The sequence below is a fragment of the Serratia sp. TSO36 genome (assembly GCF_057808395.1).
Window position 1 is genome coordinate 202,724 of sequence record NZ_JBJZOU010000006.1, and the last position, 19,645, is coordinate 222,368.

Annotated in this window: 16 protein-coding genes and 1 riboswitch; of the genes, 5 read left to right on the forward strand and 11 right to left on the reverse strand. The window is 60.9% G+C overall.

The annotated features are described in order from the left end of the window. Positions 1–8 precede the first annotated feature (8 nt). The 7 genes from ilvN to sgrR form a co-directional block, all read right to left on the reverse strand. Complete coding sequence (ilvN, locus tag ACK3CV_RS03985) at positions 9–302, reverse strand: acetolactate synthase small subunit (RefSeq protein ID WP_016929110.1); 294 nt, start codon at positions 300–302, stop codon at positions 9–11. 3 nt (positions 303–305) lie between these two features. Continuing rightward, the gene (gene ilvB, locus ACK3CV_RS03990; protein WP_164141305.1) at positions 306–2,000 is read right to left on the reverse strand and encodes an acetolactate synthase large subunit; all 1,695 of its coding nucleotides are present in this window, start codon (positions 1,998–2,000) and stop codon (positions 306–308) included. A gap of 111 nt (positions 2,001–2,111) precedes the next feature. Beyond that, a complete protein-coding gene (gene ivbL, locus ACK3CV_RS03995; protein WP_154747116.1) occupies positions 2,112–2,225 on the reverse strand; it encodes an ilvB operon leader peptide IvbL in 114 nt (37 codons plus the stop codon). An 88-nt stretch (positions 2,226–2,313) separates the two neighbouring features. Further along, positions 2,314–3,018, reverse strand: a complete 705-nt coding sequence (gene thiQ / locus ACK3CV_RS04000) for a thiamine ABC transporter ATP-binding protein ThiQ (RefSeq protein WP_164141307.1) — start codon at positions 3,016–3,018, stop codon at positions 2,314–2,316. Next, complete coding sequence (thiP, locus tag ACK3CV_RS04005) at positions 3,005–4,612, reverse strand: thiamine/thiamine pyrophosphate ABC transporter permease ThiP (protein WP_164141309.1); 1,608 nt, start codon at positions 4,610–4,612, stop codon at positions 3,005–3,007. Before thiP ends, thiQ begins: the two co-directional genes overlap by 14 nt. Next, on the reverse strand, positions 4,588–5,574 hold the full coding sequence (gene thiB, locus ACK3CV_RS04010) for a thiamine ABC transporter substrate binding subunit (protein WP_033637088.1): 987 nt from the start codon (positions 5,572–5,574) through the stop codon (positions 4,588–4,590). Before thiB ends, thiP begins: the two co-directional genes overlap by 25 nt. A 57-nt stretch (positions 5,575–5,631) precedes the next feature. Beyond that, positions 5,632–5,750, reverse strand: a riboswitch (TPP riboswitch). 37 nt (positions 5,751–5,787) lie between these two features. Next, positions 5,788–7,449, reverse strand: a complete 1,662-nt coding sequence (gene sgrR, locus ACK3CV_RS04015; RefSeq protein ID WP_060440783.1) for an HTH-type transcriptional regulator SgrR — start codon at positions 7,447–7,449, stop codon at positions 5,788–5,790. An 88-nt stretch (positions 7,450–7,537) separates the two neighbouring features. Between sgrR and sgrT the strand changes: the two genes are divergently transcribed. The 3 genes from sgrT (at position 7,538) to ACK3CV_RS04030 (ending at position 10,682) form a co-directional block, all read left to right on the forward strand. Then, the gene (gene sgrT, locus ACK3CV_RS04020; RefSeq protein WP_170310358.1) at positions 7,538–7,714 is read left to right on the forward strand and encodes a glucose uptake inhibitor SgrT; all 177 of its coding nucleotides are present in this window, start codon (positions 7,538–7,540) and stop codon (positions 7,712–7,714) included. 154 nt (positions 7,715–7,868) lie between these two features. Beyond that, on the forward strand, positions 7,869–9,065 hold the full coding sequence (locus tag ACK3CV_RS04025; RefSeq protein ID WP_033652907.1) for a sugar efflux transporter: 1,197 nt from the start codon (positions 7,869–7,871) through the stop codon (positions 9,063–9,065). A 144-nt stretch (positions 9,066–9,209) separates the two neighbouring features. Then, positions 9,210–10,682, forward strand: coding sequence for a DASS family sodium-coupled anion symporter (locus tag ACK3CV_RS04030; protein ID WP_164039403.1), 1,473 nt, complete (start codon positions 9,210–9,212; stop codon positions 10,680–10,682). Positions 10,683–10,719: 37 nt separating this feature from the next. Here ACK3CV_RS04030 and leuD read toward each other — a convergent pair whose 3' ends face one another. Genes leuD through leuA form a run of 4 tightly spaced genes read right to left on the reverse strand, consistent with a single transcriptional unit; the run spans position 10,720 to position 15,402 of the window. Further along, a complete protein-coding gene (leuD, locus tag ACK3CV_RS04035) occupies positions 10,720–11,322 on the reverse strand; it encodes a 3-isopropylmalate dehydratase small subunit (RefSeq protein WP_164039406.1) in 603 nt (200 codons plus the stop codon). Positions 11,323–11,331: 9 nt separating this feature from the next. Beyond that, positions 11,332–12,732 (reverse strand): 3-isopropylmalate dehydratase large subunit, encoded by a 1,401-nt coding sequence (gene leuC, locus ACK3CV_RS04040; protein WP_033637093.1) that lies wholly within the window; start codon positions 12,730–12,732, stop codon positions 11,332–11,334. Position 12,733: 1 nt separating this feature from the next. Then, positions 12,734–13,825 carry a 3-isopropylmalate dehydrogenase gene (leuB, locus tag ACK3CV_RS04045; RefSeq protein WP_033649192.1) on the reverse strand — a complete coding sequence of 364 codons (1,092 nt, stop codon included), beginning with the start codon at positions 13,823–13,825 and terminating at the stop codon, positions 12,734–12,736. A gap of 2 nt (positions 13,826–13,827) precedes the next feature. Further along, positions 13,828–15,402, reverse strand: a complete 1,575-nt coding sequence (gene leuA / locus ACK3CV_RS04050; RefSeq protein WP_004932820.1) for a 2-isopropylmalate synthase — start codon at positions 15,400–15,402, stop codon at positions 13,828–13,830. 872 nt (positions 15,403–16,274) lie between these two features. Here leuA and leuO point away from each other — a divergent pair. Both leuO and ACK3CV_RS04060 read left to right on the forward strand, forming a co-directional pair. Next, positions 16,275–17,222, forward strand: a complete 948-nt coding sequence (leuO, locus tag ACK3CV_RS04055) for a transcriptional regulator LeuO (RefSeq protein WP_033637095.1) — start codon at positions 16,275–16,277, stop codon at positions 17,220–17,222. Between the two features lie 466 nt (positions 17,223–17,688). Further along, positions 17,689–19,497: an AMP-dependent synthetase/ligase gene (locus ACK3CV_RS04060; protein ID WP_164039408.1), complete on the forward strand. Its 1,809-nt coding sequence runs from the start codon at positions 17,689–17,691 to the stop codon at positions 19,495–19,497. Positions 19,498–19,645: the final 148 nt, after the last annotated feature.

Here is a 19,645-nt window from a genome sequence, read left to right on the forward strand (position 1 = left end):
CCTTCGTATTACTGGAAGAACGCTTCCAGCTGTTCAAATACCCGCACGTCTTCGCTGTGGCGCTTCACCTGCAGCACGTCTTCCAGCTTTTCCACCTGGCTGATCATTTGCTCCAGCCGCTGATCGTCGGCGACCAATAGCCAAATGCGGCTCTGCTGGCCGTCCTTCAGCGGCAGACACAGAATGCCTTCGACGTTGAACGCGCGGCGAGCGAACAGCCCGCAAACGTGCGACATGACGCCGGGATGGTTGCGCACGGCCAGCTCCAGGATCACCTGGGGTTTATCTTGTGGTTGCAGCATGGCTTATTCTCCAATCATGTCGATGTTGGCGGCGCCCGGCGGCACCATCGGGAACACTTTTTCGTTGATATCGATCAGCGCGTGGATCAGGCAGGGCCCCGGGCGTTGGATCGCTTCGGCCAGCGCCGCCTGCGGATCTTCCGCGGCGTTCAAATCGCAGGTATCCAGCCCGAATCCGGCGGCGATCTTCAGGAAGTCGGTGCGCTTCGGATAGGCGGCGGCGAAGATGCGCTGTTGGTAGAACAGGGTTTGCTGCTGGTGCACCAGCCCCAGCGCCTGGTTGTTCATCAAAATGATTTTCACGTCCAGATCGTGTTCGACCGCGGTGGCCATTTCCTGAATGTTCATCATCAGGCTGCCGTCGCCGGAGAAGCACAGCACTTTACGTTCGGGCTCTGCCAGCGCCGCGCCGATCGCCGCCGGCAGACCGAAGCCCATGGTGCCCAGGCCGCCCGACGTCAGCCACTGGCGCGGCCGGCTCAGCGGGTAGGCCTGCGCCACCCACATCTGATGCTGGCCCACGTCGGTGGTGATGATGGCGCTGTCGTCCACGCAGCGCGCGGCGGCCAGCACCAGGCCGTAATGGCTCAGCGGATCGTCGGCGTTCGTCATGTTGAACGGGAACTCGCGTTTCAGGTCGTTGACGGTGCTCAGCCATTCGCTGCGCGGCTGCGTGTCGATCTGCGGCAGCAGCTGTTGCAGCACCTGGCCGACGTCGGCATGGATCGCCACGTTGGCCTGTTTGACCTTGCCCAGCTCGGCGCGGTCGATATCCACGTGAATGATGGCGGCGTTAGGGCAGAACTGCTCGGTTTTGCCGATTGCCCGATCGTCGAAGCGCGCGCCCAGCACGATCAGCAGATCGGCCTCCTGCAGAATGAAGTTGGTGCTGCGCGCCGCGTGCATGCCCAACATGCCCAGCGACAGCGGGTGTTCCACCGGCATCGCCCCCAGCGCCATCAGCGTCATAGTGGTGGGCAGACCGGCGCGTTCGGCCAGTTCCAGCGCCTGCCGGTGAGCCTCGGCGCAGATGATGCCGCCACCCAGGTAGAGGATCGGGCGTTTCGCCTGGTTGATCATCGCGGCGGCCTGCGCAACCAGCGCCGGATCGAAGGTTGGGGCGGCGTCCGGCACGGCGATTGGCGGCAGCTCTTCCAGGGTGATGGTGGCGGTTTGCACGTCTTTCGGCACATCGATCCAGACCGGGCCGGGGCGGCCGGATTCGGCGATGCGGAACGCGTCGCCGATCACCTGCGGCAGCTCGCGGATATCGCGCACCAGATGGTTGTGCTTGGTGATTGGGATGGAAATGCCGTAGGTGTCCACCTCCTGGAAGGCGTCGGTGCCGATCATCGAGGAGGGTACCTGACCGGTGATGCACACCAGCGGAATGGAGTCGAGCTTGGCGTCGGCGATGGCGGTGACCAGGTTGGTGGCGCCCGGCCCGCTGGAAGCGATGCACACCGCCGCTTTGCCGTTGGCGCGCGCCATGCCCTGCGCCATAAAGCCCGCGCCCTGTTCGTGGCGCGCCAGTACGTGGTGAATGCGGGTGCTTTGGCTCAGCGCGTCATACAGCGGCAGCGCGGCGCCGCCGGGGATGCCGGCGACGGTGGTGATACCCTGCCGCTCCAGCAGATGAACGATCAATTGTGCGCCGGTGAAGCTGGTGCCCGGTTGAGGCGTGCCCGAAGTTGCCATGTTCCTGTCCTTTCTCAAGGCCGGTGAGCTTTTCTGGGCAGGGTGCTAAAACAAGAAACCCCGCCCGGTTTGCGCCGGCGGGGTTTGGGAATCGATGCGTTGATTCGTACCCTACGGCGCATTGCCGACGACCACCACCACACGCACGACGACCACCGCGGCTGGTAGCGCGGTAACTAGTAGGGTCGAAGTCAGCGAGGATGCGATCACAGGGAACCTTATCATCAGTAAAAAGAGTCAGGTTTTTATAAAAACACAGGCGCAAAATTCGCACAACAGGTTTATTGGCGCAGCATAAAAAACGCGCGTCAGATCACGCTTTACCCGAAATGCCCAGCACGCGCGCTTCGGGCGCGCTGCCGTCCAGCAGCGCCTGCGTCGGGCCGTCGTAGTAGATGCGGCCGTCGACCACCAGCAGCGTGCGCGGCGCGATGCGCGCGGCGTCGTCGAGGTTGTGCGACACCATCAGCAGCGTCAGGTTGCGCTGTTCGCACACCGCCTGCAGCAGCTGCAGCATCTCGTTGCGCAGCGCCGGATCGAGCGCCGAGAAGGGCTCGTCGAGCAGCAGGATCGGCCGTTGGCGAATCAAACAGCGCGCCAGCGCGGCGCGCTGACGCTGGCCGCCGGAAAGCTGCGACGGCAGGCGCTCCAGGTGCTCTTCCAGGCCGACCTGACGAGCGATATGCGCCCGCTGTTGGCGCTGCTGTTCAGTCAAGCGCAGACCGGGATCCAACCCCAGCCCGATGTTCTGCGCTACCGTCAGGTGCGCGAACAGGTTGTTCTCCTGAAACAGCATCGACACCGGCCGTTTGGCCGGCGGTGTGGCGGTGTGGTCTTCGCCGCTCAGCAGCAGCCGGCCGCTGGCCGCCGGCAGAAAACCGGCGATCAGGCTCAGCAGAGTGCTTTTACCGGCGCCGCTGGGGCCGAGCACCGCGACGCGCTCGCCCGGCTGGATGCGCAGATCAAAGCGCATCGGCAGGTGTTCGTACAGATAGGTCAGTTTTTCAAGCGTCAGCATGGCGCCCCGGTAAGCGTTCGATCAGGGTAAACAACAGGAAGCACAACAGCAGCAACAGCAGCGCGGTCACCGCACCGTCGTTGCTGCGGTAGGCGCCAATCTGCTGATACAGGTAAAAAGGCAGGGTACGGAAATGCTCGTTGCCAAACAAGGCGACCACGCCGAAATCGCCGATCGACAGCACGCAGGCGAAGGCCAGCGCCTGCGCCAGCGGGCGGCGCAGCGCGCGCAGTTCGATCAGCCGCAGCCGTTGCCAGCCGTGGATATCCAGCGACAGGCACAGTGGGTTGTAACGTTCGGCGAGGTCGCGCATCGGGTTCTCCAACACCTTCAGCGCATAGGGCACCGCCATCAGCGCATTGGTGAGGATCACCAGCGCATAGGGTGACTGCGGCAGCCCGATCGTATCGCTCAGCAGCAGGAAGAAGCCGGTGGCCAGCACGATGCCCGGCATCGCCAGGATCACCATGCCGCTCAGCTCCAGCGCCTGGCCGCCGCGCAGATGCTGCCGCAGCTTCAGCTCGCGGCTGCTCCACAGCAGCAGCATCGTGAGCGCCACGCACAGTAGCCCGGCGCCGAGGGCGATGCGCAGCGACGTGAACAGCGCCTGCCACAGCACCGGCTGGCGCAGCACGCTGACGATAGCCTGATTGGCGCCGTCGGCGATCACCGCCAGCAGAGGCGGCAGCAGCAGCAGCAGCGCGGCGGCGATCAGCAGAAAATCGCCGACGCGCCGCCACAGGCTGTCTTCCGGGTTGCGCCAGCGCTGGGCGTGGGTATGGCCCACCGGCAGCGCCTGGCTCAGGCGCTGGCTGAGCAACACCAGCCCCAGACAACAGCTTAACTGGATCAGCGCCAGCATGGCGGCGCGACCCAGATCGTAGTCGTAACTCAGCGCCTGGTAGATCGCCAGTTCGATGGTGGTGGCCTGCGGCCCGCCGCCCAGCGACAGCACGGTGGCGAAGCTGGCGAAGCACAGCATGAAGATCAACGCGCCGCTCGGCAGGATCTGGCGGCGCAGCGCCGGCCATTCGACGAAGCGGAACTGCTGCCAGCCATTCATGCCCAGCTGGGCGGCCAGCTGGCGCTGCTCCACCGGGATATTCTCCAGCGCCTGCAGCAACAGGCGGGTGGCCAGCGGCAGGTTAAAGAACAGGTGCGCCAGCAGAATGCCCTGCAGACCGTAGGGCGAGAAGCCATATTCGATGCCCAGCCAGCCGCACAGCGTCGCCAGCCAGCCCTGGCGCCCATAGACGCTGAGCAGGCCGAACACCGCCACCAGCACCGGCAGCACCAGCGTCATGGCGCACAGCCGCAGCAGCAGCTGACGGCCGGGGAAACGGCGGCGATAGAGCGCGCGTGCCAGCAGAACGGCGGGCAGCACCGAAATCAGCGCCGACAGTAGCGCCTGCCAAAAGGTGAAGCGCACCACGTGCCACAGGTAGCTGTCCTGCCACAGGCCGTGCCAGTCGCTGTCCGGCGCGTGACGCCACAGCGAGCCCATTGCCAGCGCGGCGACCAGCAGGATCACGCCGGCGGCCAGCAGCCCCGGCCAGAGCCAGCGGGGGATCAGCGGCTGACGGCGGTTTGCCATGCCCGGATCCAGCCGCCACGTTGTTTGGCCACCTCTTCGGCGCTGTATTGCAGCGCGGTCTGCGGCACGTTCATCTGCTCAAAGCCGACGGGCAGTGGGGTGTTGATCACCGGGTACATCCAGTTGCCGGTCGGGATGGTGTTCTGGAACGCCGGCGTCACCATGAACTGCATGAAGCGCTCCGCCAGCTCCGGCTGTTTGGCGGCCTTCAGCTTGCCCGCCACTTCCACCTGCAGGTAGTGGCCTTCGCTGAACGTGGCGGCGGCGTAGAGATCTTTTTTCTCTTCGATCAGGTGATAGGCGGGAGAGGTGGTGTAGCTGAGCACCAGATCGCCTTCGCCTTTCAGGAACAGGCCGTAGGCTTCGCTCCAGCCTTTGGTGACGGTGACGGTCTTCTTCGCCAACTGCTGCCAGGCGGCCGGCGCCTTGTCGCCATACACTTTTTGCATCCACAGCAGCAGGCCGAGGCCCGGCGTGCTGGTGCGCGGATCTTCGTAGATCACTTTCCAGTTGCGATCGCTGCTGACCAGCTCCTGCAGGCTTTTCGGCGGGTTCTTTAGTTTTTCTTTGTTGTAGACGAACGCGAAGTAACCGTAGTCGTAAGGCACGAAGGTCGCGTCCTGCCAGCCGCCCGGCACCGTCAGTTTGGCGGTGTCGACGCCGCTCGGCGCGAACAGGCCGGTTTGCTGCGCCGCCTGCAACAGGTTGTTGTCCAGCCCCAGCACCACGTCGGCGGCGCTGTTCTTACCTTCCATGCGCAGGCGGTTCAGCAGCGAGACGCCGTCTTCCAGCGCGACGAACTTCAATTCACAGTCGCACTCGGCTTCGAAGGCTTTTTTCACCGCCGGGCCGGGGCCCCAGTCGGCGGCGAAGGAATCGTAGGTGTAAACCGTCAGCGTCGGCTTGGCGAACACCGGCGCGGCACACAGCAGCAATAAGCAGGGCAGATATGTTTTGACCACGTTGCACTCCTGAAAAATAAGGGGGCAAGGGCATCTGAGGGGGCGAGGCGGCGTCGCCGGTTCGCTGGGCTCAAATCCCTCCGCCGGTATTGACCGGATCAGGTTCGACGGGTGTGCTCTCAGCGGAAAATCGGGCTTATCATGCGGCCCGACTTACCGCACCCCGTTGAGACGGCGCTATTGTAAAGATTAACCGACCCGGGCGAAAGGCGCTTATGCCTCCGGCGGGGCAAACCAGGCGGACTTGAAGTCGAACCAGCCGAGGGTGTTCATCCGCACGCCGCGCATGCTGCGCTGGCCGTGCAGCTGCAGCCAGTGGTGGAACAGCGGATGCAGCTGGTGGTTGCTGACCAGACGCTGGCAAAACTCGGCCAGCGGCAAGCGGTTGGCGCGCCACAGCGCCGCGTCCTGCGCCAGATCTTCGTTCATGCAATGCTGCATCAGCGGCAGTTCGTACAGCGTGGCGAACAGCGAAAACTCCAGCGGCAGATAGAAGTTGGCGCTGCCGAGCCACAGATCGCTGCGCGCGTCGCCCTGGTGCCAGGTGGCGTAATCCACGCTTTGCACGATCAGGCGGATGCCGTGCTGCGCCAGCAGCGGTTCGATCGCCTGGCGAATGGCGTGAAACTCCGAATGTTCATTGAAGTGGGTCATCGTCAGTTCGGTCAGGCCCGCGGGCTTGGGCTGCTGCGCCAGCGTGCGGTTGTGGTGCCAGCGCGGCAGCAGGCCGTACGCCGGCGACCAATAGCGCTGGTAGAGCGGCCCGGCGTGGCTCAGCAGCGAAATGGGGTTGATCAATTCGCACAGCCAACTGCGAATGGCGGGGTCGGCGGCCAGCGGAGAACGCTGATCGAACAGCAGGAAATAGCAACCCTCTTCCAGCCGGCTTTCCAGCTCGCTGTTGCCGGTTTCATCGCCCTGCAGCTGCACGCCGGAGTGCACCAGCTCTTCGGAAAACTCCGGCAGCACCCAGATGTTCACCTCGTCGATCAGCGCCCGGTAGCCAAAATAGTCGTCGAAGGCGTGGATCTTCATCTGGCTGGGATGGTTGCGCACCATGCGGTAGGGGCCGGTGCCGACCGGATGGCGGGCGAAATCCGGCAGTTCGCGCCATTCGCGCGGCAGGATCATGGCCTGCACGCTGCCCAGCAGCCAGGGCAGCCAGTGGTCGGGGCTGCGCAGCTGCACGTCGATAACGAACGGCGTCGGCGAGGTGACGCTCTCGATATGCGAGAACAGCGGTTGCGAGGTCAGACGCGAGAGGGAAGTGATGACGTCCGCCATCTCCAGCTCGCGGCCATGATGAAAATGGATCGCCGGGCGCAGGTAAAACCGCCAGTGCAGCGGCGTCAGCGCCTGCCAATGGTGAGACAGATCGGACTCCAGTTCCCCGTTTTCCTCATTTATGCGCGTCAGGCCGTTGAAGATCTGACGCGCCAAATGGGTCTCCGAACGCCGCAGCGCCGAGCCGGGCAGCAGGTTGTACAGCTGCCGGTAGTAGAGCACCCGCAGGATGTGTTTCCCCTGGCGGAAGCTGCGCCCCAGCTGCGACAGCAGCATCTGGCGCACCACGTTTTTGTCGCCCACCAGCTGCACCAACTGATCGATGCGGTCCTGTTCCAGCAGCTCCTCGGCCCGCTGTTGCTGCAGCGCCAGACCGGTATAGTGGAAGGTTAACCGCGAACGCTTGCCGCGCCCTGACTCCGCCTGCCAGGTGAGCCAACCCTCCCGCTGCATGGCGCTCAGCAGGGAGCGCACGTGGCGCCGCGAGCAGCTCAGCACCTCCGCCAGCGCCTGCAGCGTGGTGTCGGTGGTTTCACCGTGGCAACGTTGCCACAGACGGATGAACTGCTGCTGCAATCGGGACGTGGACATAAAAGAGGAACGCTCCTGCCTCAACTCGTCAATTTTTCTTTCCCTATATTACGCCGATAATTTTCATCAATGAAAGGGGGAGGGCGTAATGATGAAAGCTTTCTTATCCAGACAGTTCTACCAGCGCTATTTCAGCGCGGTGCGCCGCCAGCGCGCAGACTGGCTGAGCGTGGTGCCCGAGCAGGCGCGGCTGGCGATGCTGGCGCACCTGACGCAATGGGACATCAAAGAGATGACCGATAAGCAGTATCGCGAGCACCTGTAGGGGCTCCGGCAACCAATTTCTGAGTAATGGTGCTGTTTCACCAGCCAGTGGGGCGACCCACTGGTTTTTTTATGCGTGGTCATGGCAATGCGCTTGCATTTTTCTCGCCGTGGCCTAAGGTTCTTTTTTCTGCTTTGAGGTCAGGGAAGACGATATGCAACGCCTGAGCCGGTTGTCACAGCGCATCAATCCCATCTTTGCCGCATTCCTGCTGATTGCTTTTCTTTCTGGCATCGCCGGCGCGTTGCTGACGCCGACGCTCAGCCTGTTTCTGACCACCGAGGTCAAGGTGCGGCCGCTGTGGGTCGGGCTGTTTTACACCGCCAACGCGGTGGCCGGCATCGTCGTCAGTTTTCTGCTGGCCAAACGCTCCGATACCCGCGGCGATCGGCGCAGGCTGATCCTGCTGTGCTGCCTGATGGCGGTCGGCAACTGTCTGCTGTTTGCCTTTAACCGCGACTACCTGACGCTGATCACCGCCGGGGTGCTGATGTCCGCCGTTGCCAACACCGCCATGCCGCAGATTTTCGCGCTGGCGCGGGAATACGCCGACAGCGAGGCGCGTGAAGTGGTGATGTTCAGCTCGGTGATGCGCGCCCAGCTATCGCTGGCCTGGGTGATCGGCCCGCCGCTGTCGTTTGCGCTGGCGCTCAGCTACGGGTTCACCGTGATGTTCCTGATCGCCGCCGCCACCTTCGCGGTCTGCGTGCTGCTGGTAGGATTCATGCTGCCTTCGGTGCCGCGCGCGGCGGATGGCGAAGGGTTGCGGGAAGGCGCTTCCGCGCCGATTGCGCCCGCCAGCGCCTGGCGCAATCGCGATGTGCGGCTGCTGTTCATCGCCTCGATGCTGATGTGGACCTGCAATACCTTGTACATCATCGATATGCCGCTGTATATCACCGCCGATCTCGGCCTGCCGGAGGGGCTGGCCGGGGTGCTGATGGGCACCGCCGCCGGGTTGGAGATCCCGGCGATGCTGTTGGCCGGTTATTACGTCCAACGCTTCGGCAAACGCAACATGATGCTGCTGGCGGTGGCGGCGGGCGTGCTGTTTTATCTCGGGCTGACGGTGCTGGAGAGCAAGCCGGCCCTGATCGCGCTGCAGTTGCTCAACGCGGTGTTTATCGGCATCGTCGCCGGTATCGGCATGCTCTATTTTCAGGATTTGATGCCGGGCCGGCCGGGCGCCGCCACCACGCTGTTCACCAACAGCATCTCTACCGGGGTGATCCTGGCCGGGGTGCTGCAGGGCGCGCTGGTGGAGAATTTCGGTCATGGCTCGGTGTATTGGATGGCGGCGCTGTTGGCGCTGGCGGCGCTCGGGATGAGCGCCAAAGTGCGTGAAGTGTGAGGTCAAACGACGGCATTCTTGATGCAAGTCATTGAGAAGGCTGAACCGGACGCCCAAGCTGAAGACATATGGCGCGCGATCGTTGCGCCCACGCCCATCTCGCTATTGAGATGCCGCCTTGTCGTTTAGAACAGTGGGAACGTTATGGATAAACTCACACCGCTCAAACCGCTTCCTTCCCTGTGCGCCTTTGCCGCCACGCTGATTATCTGGTTCCTCATTCCCGTGCCGGAGGGCGTCGCGCCTAATGCCTGGCAGCTGCTGGCGCTGTTTATCGGCACCATCATCGCCATCATCGGCAAGGCGATGCCGATCGGCGCAGTCTCGGTGATCGCCATCGCCCTGGTGGCGGTGACCGGCGTCACCAATCCCGGCAAGCCGGGCGCCGCGCTGGACGACGCGCTCAGCGGCTTTTCCAACCCGCTGATCTGGCTGATCGGCTTTTCGATCATGATCTCCCTCAGCCTGAATAAAACCGGGCTGGGCGCGCGCATAGGCTATTACTTTATTTCGCTGTTCGGCAAAAAAACGCTGGGCATCGCCTATGCGCTGACGCTGGCGGAAACCACGCTGGCGCCGGTGACGCCGAGCAACACCGCACGCGGCGGGGGGATCATTCACCCGATCATGAAGTCGATCGCCGACAGCTTCGGTTCCAAACCCGAGCTCAATACCTCCGGTAAGATCGGTCGCTATCTGTCGCTGGTGAACTACAACATCAACCCGGTCACTTCGGCGATGTTTATCACCGCCACCGCGCCTAACCCGCTGATCGTCAGCCTGATTGCCAAAGGCACCCACGGCAGCTTCGAACTGTCCTGGTCGATGTGGGCAGTCGCCGCGCTGGTGCCGGGGCTGTGCTCGCTGATCGTGATGCCGTTGGTCATCTATCTGCTGTATCCGCCGGAGGTGAAGAGGACCCCGGACGCGCCGCGCTTCGCGCGCGAAAAACTGCAGGCGCTGGGGCCAGTGACGCTGCCGGAGAAAATCACCCTCGGGGTGTTCGCGCTGTTGCTGGTGCTGTGGGCCGGCATTCCGGCGATGATCTTCGGCCCGGCGCTGGCGGTCAATCCCACCACCGCGGCGCTGATCGGCCTGGCGGTGCTGTTGGCCACCGGCGTGCTGAGCTGGGAGGATGTGCTCAAGCATAAAGGTGCCTGGGACACCGTGGTATGGTTCTCGGCGCTGGTGATGATGGCCAGCTTCCTCGGCAAGCTGGGGCTGATCGGCTGGCTGTCGCAAACCGTGGGCAACGGCATCGACCATATGGGCATGAGCTGGGTGGGCGGCACGATCTTGCTGACCCTCATCTATTTGTATTCGCACTATTTCTTCGCCAGTACCACCGCGCACGTGACGGCGATGTTCGCCGCCTTCTTCGCCGCCGGCATCGCGCTCGGCGCGCCGCCGGCGCTGCTGGGCCTGATCCTGGCGTTCTCTTCCTCGCTGATGATGTCGCTGACGCATTACGGCACCGGCACCGCGCCGATCATCTTCGGCTCCGGCTACGTGACGCTGGGGGAATGGTGGAAAGCGGGGCTGGTGATGAGCGTGGTTAACCTGCTGATTTGGATGCTGATCGGCGGGGCGTGGTGGAAGCTGTTGGGCTACTGGTGAGGAAAATATTCACCCGCCGGGCGGCGGGTGAAGGGGATTAATTCAGAAACGCCGGCTGCTGCGCTTCGTAGCGGGAGATGTCCGCTTCGTGCTGCAGCGTCAGGCCGATGCTGTCCAGCCCGTTGATCATGCAGTGGCGGCGGAAGCCGTCGATTTCGAACGGATAGCTTTTTCCGCCGGCGTTGACCGTCTGGTTCTCCAGATCCACCACGAACTCCGTCCCTTCGTTGGCGCCGACCAGGTTGAACAGCTCATCCACCTGCTGTTCGCTCAGCGTCACCGGCAACAGCTGGTTATTGAACGAGTTGCCGTAGAAGATATCGGCGAAGCTCGGCGCGATCACCACTTTGAATCCGTAATCGGTCAGCGCCCAGGGCGCGTGTTCGCGCGAGGAGCCGCAGCCGAAGTTCTCGCGCGCCAACAGGATGCTGGCGCCTTTATAGCGCGGTTTGTTCAGCACGAATTCCGGGTTCGGCTGCTGGCCGGCGTCGTCGAGGAAGCGCCAGTCGTTGAACAGGTGCTGGCCGAAGCCGGTGCGGGTGACCTTCTGTAAAAACTGCTTGGGAATAATGGCGTCGGTGTCGACGTTGGCCGCATCCAAAGGCACCACTAAGCCGGTATGTTGAGTAAATTTAGCCACGTTAGCCCCTTAGTGAATATCACGGATGTCGGCGAAGTGACCGGCAACGGCGGCCGCGGCGGCCATCGCCGGGCTGACCAGGTGGGTGCGCCCACCGCGGCCCTGACGCCCTTCGAAGTTACGGTTGCTGGTGGATGCGCAGCGCTCGCCCGGATTCAGGCGGTCGTTGTTCATCGCCAGACACATCGAGCAGCCCGGCAAACGCCATTCGAAACCGGCTTCGATAAAGATTTTGTCCAACCCTTCGGCTTCCGCCTGGGCCTTCACCGGGCCGGAGCCCGGCACCACGATGGCCTGCACGCCGCTGGCGACCTTGCGCCCCTTGGCGATCGCCGCCGCCGCGCGCAGATCTTCGATGCGCGAGTTGGTGCAGGAGCCGATGAACACTTTGTCGATCGGCACGTCGGTCAATTTGATGCCCGGTTTCAAGTCCATGTAGGCCAAGGCTTTTTCCGCGGAGGCGCGCTCGACCGGATCGCTGAACGATTCCGGCGCCGGGATCGCCTGATTGACGGCGATCACCTGGCCGGGGTTGGTGCCCCAGGTGACCTGCGGCGCGATCTCTTCGGCGCGCAGCGTCACCACGGTATCGAATTGGGCGTCGGCATCGGACTTCAGCGTGCGCCAATAGGCGACCGCCTGCTCCCAGTTTTCTCCGGTTGGCGCGAACTGACGCCCCTTCAGGTAGGCGAAGGTGGTGTCGTCCGGCGCGACCAACCCGGCCTTGGCGCCCATTTCGATCGCCATGTTGCACAGGGTCATGCGGCCTTCCATGCTCAACGCTTCGATCGCCTTGCCGCAGAACTCCACCACGTGGCCGGTGCCGCCGGCGCTGCCGGTTTTGCCGATCACCGCCAGCACGATGTCTTTGGCGGTAATGCCCTCGGCGGCGTCGCCGGTGACCTCAATCTTCATGGTCTTGGCGCGGCCCTGCTTCAGGGTCTGGGTCGCCAGCACGTGTTCCACTTCGGAGGTGCCGATGCCGAACGCCAGCGAGCCGAAAGCGCCGTGGGTGGCGGTGTGCGAGTCGCCGCAAACGATGGTCATGCCCGGCAGCGTCATGCCTTGCTCAGGCCCGATCACGTGCACGATGCCCTGGAACGGGTGGTTCAGGTCATACAGCGAAACGCCGAATTCCGCGCAGTTCTTGATCAGCTCCTGCATCTGGATGCGCGCCATCTCGCCGCTGGCGTTGATGTCTTTGGTCTGGGTCGACACGTTGTGATCCATGGTGGCGAAGGTTTTGCCGGGCTGGCGCACCTTGCGGCCCATGGCGCGCAGGCCGTCGAACGCCTGCGGCGAAGTGACTTCGTGCACCAGGTGACGGTCGATATACAGCAACGGCGTTTCGTTCGGCGCTTCGTGCACCACGTGGGCGTCGTACAGCTTCTGGTATAAGGTCTTGGCCATGTTATGCCCCCTGAGCTACAAAGCGAGCGATGATGTCGCCCATTTCATCGGTGCTGACGGCTTTGCCGTCACCGGCCAGATCGGCGGTGCGGTAGCCCTGTTCCAACGCCTGGTTGATGGCGCGCTCCACGGCGTCGGCCGCTTCATCGGCGCCCAGGCTGTAACGCAGCAGCAGGGTGGCGGACAGGATCTGCGCAATCGGGTTGGCGATACCTTTGCCGGCAATATCCGGCGCGGAACCGCCCGCCGGTTCGTACAGGCCGAAGCCTTGCTCGTTCAGGCTGGCGGACGGCAACATGCCCATCGAGCCGGTGATCATCGCGCATTCGTCGGACAGAATGTCGCCGAACAGGTTGGAGCAGAGCAGCACGTCGAACTGGGACGGATCCTTGATCAGCTGCATGGTGGCGTTGTCGATATACATGTGCGACAGCGACACGTCCGGGTAATCCTTGGCGACCTGATTGACCACTTCACGCCACAGGATGGAGCTTTGCAGCACGTTGGCCTTGTCGATCGACGTCACCTTGTGGCGGCGCTTGCGGGCGGATTCGAAGGCGATGCGTGCGATGCGTTCAATCTCGAAACGGTGATACACCTCGGTATCGAAAGCGCGCTCCTGCATGCCCTGGCCTTCGCGGCCCTTCGGCTGGCCGAAGTAGATGCCGCCGGTCAGTTCGCGCACGCACAGAATGTCGAAGCCGCGGGCGGCGATGTCGGCGCGCAGCGGGCAGAATGCTTCCAGCCCTTGATACAGGCGTGCCGGGCGCAGGTTGCTGAACAGTTTGAAGTGCTTGCGCAGCGGCAACAGCGCGCCGCGTTCCGGCTGCTCGGCCGGCGGCAGGTGTTCCCATTTCGGGCCGCCTACCGATCCGAACAGGATGGCGTCGGCCTGCTCGCAGCCGGCGACGGTCGCCGGCGGCAGCGGGCTGCCGTGGCGATCGATGGCGATGCCGCCGACGTCGTATTCGGCAGTGGTGATGCGAATGTCAAAGCGTTGACGCACCGCGTCCAACACTTTGCGCGCCTGAGCCATTACTTCCGGGCCGATGCCGTCTCCGGGCAAGACGGCAATGTGATAAGTCTTCGTCATGTTCACACCGTTTCCTGATTATTTTGATGTTTGTTTTGCTGCAGGCGCTGCTTTTCTTTTTCTACCTGCTGTGAGCGCCAAATATTGTTCAACACGTGCACCATCGCCTTGGCGGAAGATTCGACGATGTCGGTCGCCAGACCCACGCCGTGGAAGCGGCGGCCGTTGTAAGAGACCACGATATCCACCTGGCCCAGCGCGTCGCGGCCATGGCCCTTGGCGGTCAGCTGGTATTTCACCAGCTCGATCGGGTAGTCGGTGATGCGATTGATTGCCTGATAAACCGCATCGACCGGGCCGTTGCCGGTGGCGGCCTCGGCTTTCTCTTCGCCGCCGCAGATCAGTTTCACCGAGGCGGTGGCCATGATGCTGCTGCCGGACTGCACGCTGAAGTAGCCCAGGCTGAAGTGCTCCGGCTCTTCCTGCTGTTTGTTGATGAAGGCCAGCGCCTCCAGGTCATAGTCGAACACCTGGCCCTTCTTGTCGGCAAGCTTCAGGAAGGCGGCGTACAGGGTATCCAGGTTGTAGTCCTGCTCCTGGTAGCCCATCTCTTCCATGCGGTGTTTCACCGCCGCCCGGCCGGAGCGGGAGGTCAGGTTCAACTGCACGTCCTTCAGGCCGATCGACTGCGGGGTCATGATTTCGTAGTTTTCGCGGTTCTTCAGCACGCCGTCCTGGTGAATGCCGGAGGAGTGGGCGAAGGCGTTGGAGCCGACGATCGCCTTGTTGGCCGGGATCGGCATGTTGCACAGCTGGCTGACGATCTGGCTGGTGCGGAAGATTTCCTGATGATTGATGTTGGTGTGCACGTTCATGATGTCCTGGCGCACCTTAATCGCCATGATCACCTCTTCCAGCGAACAGTTGCCGGCGCGCTCACCGATGCCGTTCAGGGTGCCTTCCACCTGACGGGCGCCGGCCTGGACCGCGGCGATGGAGTTGCCGACCGCCATGCCCAAATCGTCGTGGCAGTGCACGGAGATGATGGCTTTGTCGATGTTCGGCACGCGGTCATACAAGGTGGTGATGATGCCGCCGAACTGGTTCGGCGTGGTGTAACCGACGGTGTCCGGAATATTGATGGTGGTGGCGCCGGCGTTGATGGCGGCTTCGACCACGCGGCACAGATTGTCGATCGGCGTGCGGCCGGCGTCTTCACAGGAGAACTCTACGTCGTCAGTGTAGTTGCGGGCGCGTTTGACCGAGCGCACCGCCATCTCCAACACTTCGTCGAACGAGCGTTTCAGTTTCGATTCAATGTGCAGGGTCGAGGTGGCCAGGAATACGTGGATGCGGAACGCTTCGGCGACGCGCAGCGCTTCGGCGGCCACGTCGATGTCTTTGTCTACACAGCGGGCCAGGCCGCAGACGCGGCTGTTCTTGATCTGGCGCGCGATGGTTTGCACCGACTCGAAGTCGCCCGGCGAAGAGACCGGGAAGCCGACCTCCATCACGTCGACGCCCATTCTTTCCAGCGCCAGCGCAATCTGAATCTTCTCTTTTACGCTCAGGCTGGCCTGCAACGCCTGTTCGCCATCACGCAGCGTGGTATCGAAAATAATGACTTGTTGGCTCATCGGTGCATTCCTTATCGTGTTGATTTCACGCTAAGCGGGCAAAAAAAAACCCGCGCAGTAGCGCGGGTTTCTTATGGGTGATCGGCTGAGTCAGCTCCGAACTTCGTCCACAGGCATACCGCGCAAACAAGATGCGTTGAGTAGTAGGCCTAGTAGACGATGAGTACGGATCATAAGGGTTCAGCTTCTCTTAAATTGGGTGTCTGCCTAATTTGATACGTGATTGGCCTGGCGATGTCAACACCTGATTGAATACGGGGACAATGCACCCGGCCATTGGCCAAACAGAGGATCATTCGGCAAAAAAGCGACGCCTTAGAGAAAAAATGGGGCCAGTTTGCGTGCTGCTTAGCATAAACGAATCGAATATATACTGCGCTAATTGCTTCTGGATTTCGTTGCGTTAAGATTTGCGATGAAAAAATAAGAGGGATTAATCACGGGGGGCAACAAAATAACATTTTTTATACAAATGATTTAAATTGAATTCATATGATTAATTGATTATTTTAGTCATAATATAACAAAATAATGTAATTTTACACAAAGTGAGCGGTGTTTTTAGATGGTTTGATTGCTTATGATGTGTTTTTATAGTTTGTCTCATACAATGCAGCTATGTTGTTTAGTTGTATTAATCATTGTTGATACCTAATTATTAGTACTACCCAGGTGGCATTCTTCCCGCTGACGGGAGAAACTACTGACATGTATTCCATATACGACTTATATCGTGTCGATAACACGAGGTTTTTTATCGGTTGATGACGGTAATGGCAGGATTTGTCGTGCAAAGATATGACAATGCGGCGTTTCATTGTTTGTCGAGCATAAGGATTGGATTATCTACACAGGATTTAGTGGAGTGAAATATGGCTGAATATGATTCAGAAATCACTATGGTCAAAGAGCCGGCGGACATTCATTTGCGCAGCGTCGATCTTAATTTGCTGACGGTGTTTGACGCCGTGATGCAAATGCAAAATATTACGCGAGCCGCTAATTCGCTAGGGATGTCGCAGCCGGCGGTGAGCAACGCGGTAGCGCGCCTGAAGGTGATGTTCAACGACGAACTGTTCGTGCGCTGCGGGCGCGGGATCCAGCCCACCATGCGGGCCAGGCAGCTGTTTGGCCCGGTGCGGCAAGCGTTGCAGCTGGTGCAGAATGAATTGCCGGGCGCCGAGTTCGAGCCGCTGACCAGCACGCGAGCGTTCTCCCTGTCGCTGTGCAGCCCGCTCGATTTGCGTCTGGGCGCCGGGATAATCAATCACGTCAAACAGATCGCGCCGCAGCTTAACCTGCAAATAAAGTCGTACATCAACAATAATATTGAGCATCAATTGCGTTATCAGGATGTCGAGTTTGTCATCGGCTACAGCCGTTTCGAATCGGCGGAGTTTCGCAGCCTGGCGATGTTCGACGACGAATTAGTGCTGGCGGTTGCGCAGGCGCACCCGAGAATGGGCGAGGAGGCGACGCCGGAGCACATGCTGGCCGAGCAGCACGCCGTAGTTTCCCTGGAGAGTTTTGGATCGTTCAGTAAACCTTTTTATTTAGAGGAGCCGATGCTGCGCGTCGTGACGCAACAGTGCACGGATCTCTACAGCGTGTTGAATATGGTGTCGCAAACGGAAATGGTGGCGATTGCGCCCGCTTGGTTGGTGCGACAGCAGACGGAGGCATTGAAAATAAAGGCGGTTCCTTTATGTAGCAATGATAATAAAGCCACCTGTTATCTCTCTTGGCATGAATCCTCCGAGCGGGATAAAGGCCACCAGTGGATGAAATCCGTCCTGATTGAGGCAGGCAACCCAAAGTAAAGCGATAAAAAATGGGAGCCATATAAAGATAATATTCAACTGAGCGTTTTTTTCTCATGATAAAAACTAAGAACTATCTGTGTTTTTATTAAGATGTTTCTTGGTTTTACGGCGATAAAATAACTTATTTTCATAGTGGGTTTGTTCGTTCAGCAAAAATAATTAATATAAATTAATATTCTGATTTTTACTTTCCGGCTAGTATTTTAAACTAACTCGATGCGGCGGCCCGGATGGGCCGCGTTTTATTGCCGTCGGCAAACCTTTTCCTTCCCGTTCTGTCCAACTGATGAAAGCGCGAAAGCCGGCCTGAGTTTTGGCTCACACTTCTACGCTGAAATCGCTTTTCCCCCTGCCTGAGAGTAGGTAGACTGCGCGGAAAAAAGTAAACACGTGTAAGCTGAGATGAGGGCCGCAAGGCGTCGTTCAGGCTTAACTGTATGATTCATTTCAGGCTTAGAGCACTATGATCACTAATCTGCTGCAATACCATCTGATCCATCGTATACAGCATCAAATCACCCACCGAGTCGATCGCACAGCTTTTCGCCAATGGTCGCCCAACGGCGAGTTGCAACTGACCTGGGGAGCGGCCGCCGCCCGCATTGATCGCATCGCCGCCGGGCTGCTGGGGCTGGGCGTCGAAGTGCAAGAACGCATCGGTATTTTCGCCAATAACACGATGGCCTGGTCGTTGACCGATCTCGCGATCCTGCACCTGCGTGGCGTCAGCGTACCGCTCTATTCCACCAATACGCCGGCGCAGGCGGCGTTTGTCACCAACGACGCCGACATCCGCATACTGTTCGTCGGTGAGCAGGCGCAGCTTGACGCCGCCATCGCGCTGCGCGGCGTCTGCCCACAGCTGCGGCACATTATCGTCTTCGACGAGGGGGCCGATCTGCGCGGCTGCGAGATCGCACAGCATCTGAGCGCCTTCGAGCGCGCTGCCGATCCGGCGGCTTTTGCCGCTCAACGTCGGCAGCGTATTGAAGAGTGCGACCTGCAGGATCTCTTCACCCTGATTTATACCTCGGGTACTACCGGCGAGCCGAAAGGGGTGATGCTGGACTACCGCAACCTGGCGGCGCAGCTCTACCTGCATGATGAAAGGCTGACGGTCGGCGAAGAGGATGTGTCGCTCAGCTTCCTGCCGCTGTCGCACGTGTTCGAGCGGGCCTGGAGCTTCTTTGTGATGCATTCCGGCGCGCAGAACGTCTTCCTGCCGAATACCGACTGGGTGCGGGAAGCGATGGGGCAGGTCCGCCCGACGCTGATGTGTGCGGTGCCGCGTTTCTACGAGAAGATTTTCAGCGCGGTGCATGAAAAAGTGGCGCGCGCCCCTTGGCTGCGCCGTGCGTTGTTCCACTGGGCGATCGTCTGCGGCGAGCGCAAGTTCCTGCAGGAGCGGGCCGGCAAACCGTTGGGCAAAGTGTTCGACTTCACTCACCGCTGGGCCGACAAGCTGGTGTTGAGCAAGCTGCGCGGTATCCTCGGCGGCCGGGTGCGCTTTTTGCCGGCGGCGGGCGCCAAGCTGGACGACAATGTGATCCTGTTTTTCCAGGCGATGGGCGTCAACATCAAGTACGGTTACGGCATGACCGAAACCTGCGCCACCGTCTCCTGCTGGGAAGAGGGGCATTTCCGCTTCGGCTCTATCGGCAAACCGCTGCCTGAGGTCGAGGTGCGCATTGGCGAGGAAAATGAAATCCAGGTGCGCGGGCCGATCGTGATGCGCGGCTATTTCAACAAACCGTTGGAAACCGCCGCGACCTTTACCGAGGACGGCTGGCTGAAAACCGGCGACGCCGGGGCGATCGATGAAGAGGGCAACCTGTTCATCACCGAACGGCTGAAGGATTTGATGAAAACCTCCGGCGGCAAATACATCGCGCCGCAGATGCTGGAAGGCACGCTGGCGCAGGATCGCTTTATCGAGCAGGTGGCGATCATCGCCGATGCGCGCAAGTTCGTTTCCGCGCTGATCGTGCCGTGCTTTGAGTCGCTGGAAGAGTATGCGAAGTCAGTGAACCTGAAATACCAGGACCGCCTGGAGCTGCTGCGAAACGGTGAAATCCTCGAGATGTTCGAAAAGCGTCTGCGCGAGATGCAAAAGGAGCTGGCGCGCTTCGAACAGGTGAAGAAGTTCACGCTGCTGCCGGCGGCCTTTTCGATGGAGCTGGGGGAGTTGACGCCAACGCTGAAGCTGCGCCGCAAAGTGATCCTGCAGCGCTATCAGCGCGAAATCGATTCAATGTACCAGGAACAGGCCTGACGCCGCCGCCGGGCCATGTGCCCGGCGAAAAAAGCGGCATATCCTTCACCTGATTTAGTTCTGTAATTTTCCCCCTGTTCGAAACAATGCCTAGCCTGATAACCCTGCGGCTAGCGCATTGTTTTTATAAAGCCGTGATATCCAGCCG

What these genes read in the sequence shown, in the direction of transcription:
- thiP (WP_164141309.1), bottom strand. Translation starts at nt 4,612, where the DNA reads ATGGCAAACCGCCGTCAGCCGCTGATCCCCCGCTGGCTCTGGCCGGGG.
- ACK3CV_RS04060 (WP_164039408.1), top strand. Translation starts at nt 17,689, where the DNA reads ATGATCACTAATCTGCTGCAATACCATCTGATCCATCGTATACAGCAT.
- ilvN (WP_016929110.1), bottom strand. Translation starts at nt 302, where the DNA reads ATGCTGCAACCACAAGATAAACCCCAGGTGATCCTGGAGCTGGCCGTG.
- leuC (WP_033637093.1), bottom strand. Translation starts at nt 12,732, where the DNA reads ATGGCCAAGACCTTATACCAGAAGCTGTACGACGCCCACGTGGTGCAC.
- thiQ (WP_164141307.1), bottom strand. Translation starts at nt 3,018, where the DNA reads ATGCTGACGCTTGAAAAACTGACCTATCTGTACGAACACCTGCCGATG.
- leuB (WP_033649192.1), bottom strand. Translation starts at nt 13,825, where the DNA reads ATGACGAAGACTTATCACATTGCCGTCTTGCCCGGAGACGGCATCGGC.
- sgrR (WP_060440783.1), bottom strand. Translation starts at nt 7,449, where the DNA reads ATGTCCACGTCCCGATTGCAGCAGCAGTTCATCCGTCTGTGGCAACGT.
- leuA (WP_004932820.1), bottom strand. Translation starts at nt 15,402, where the DNA reads ATGAGCCAACAAGTCATTATTTTCGATACCACGCTGCGTGATGGCGAA.
- ilvB (WP_164141305.1), bottom strand. Translation starts at nt 2,000, where the DNA reads ATGGCAACTTCGGGCACGCCTCAACCGGGCACCAGCTTCACCGGCGCA.
- leuO (WP_033637095.1), top strand. Translation starts at nt 16,275, where the DNA reads ATGGCTGAATATGATTCAGAAATCACTATGGTCAAAGAGCCGGCGGAC.
- sgrT (WP_170310358.1), top strand. Translation starts at nt 7,538, where the DNA reads ATGATGAAAGCTTTCTTATCCAGACAGTTCTACCAGCGCTATTTCAGC.
- ACK3CV_RS04025 (WP_033652907.1), top strand. Translation starts at nt 7,869, where the DNA reads ATGCAACGCCTGAGCCGGTTGTCACAGCGCATCAATCCCATCTTTGCC.
- ivbL (WP_154747116.1), bottom strand. Translation starts at nt 2,225, where the DNA reads ATGATAAGGTTCCCTGTGATCGCATCCTCGCTGACTTCGACCCTACTA.
- ACK3CV_RS04030 (WP_164039403.1), top strand. Translation starts at nt 9,210, where the DNA reads ATGGATAAACTCACACCGCTCAAACCGCTTCCTTCCCTGTGCGCCTTT.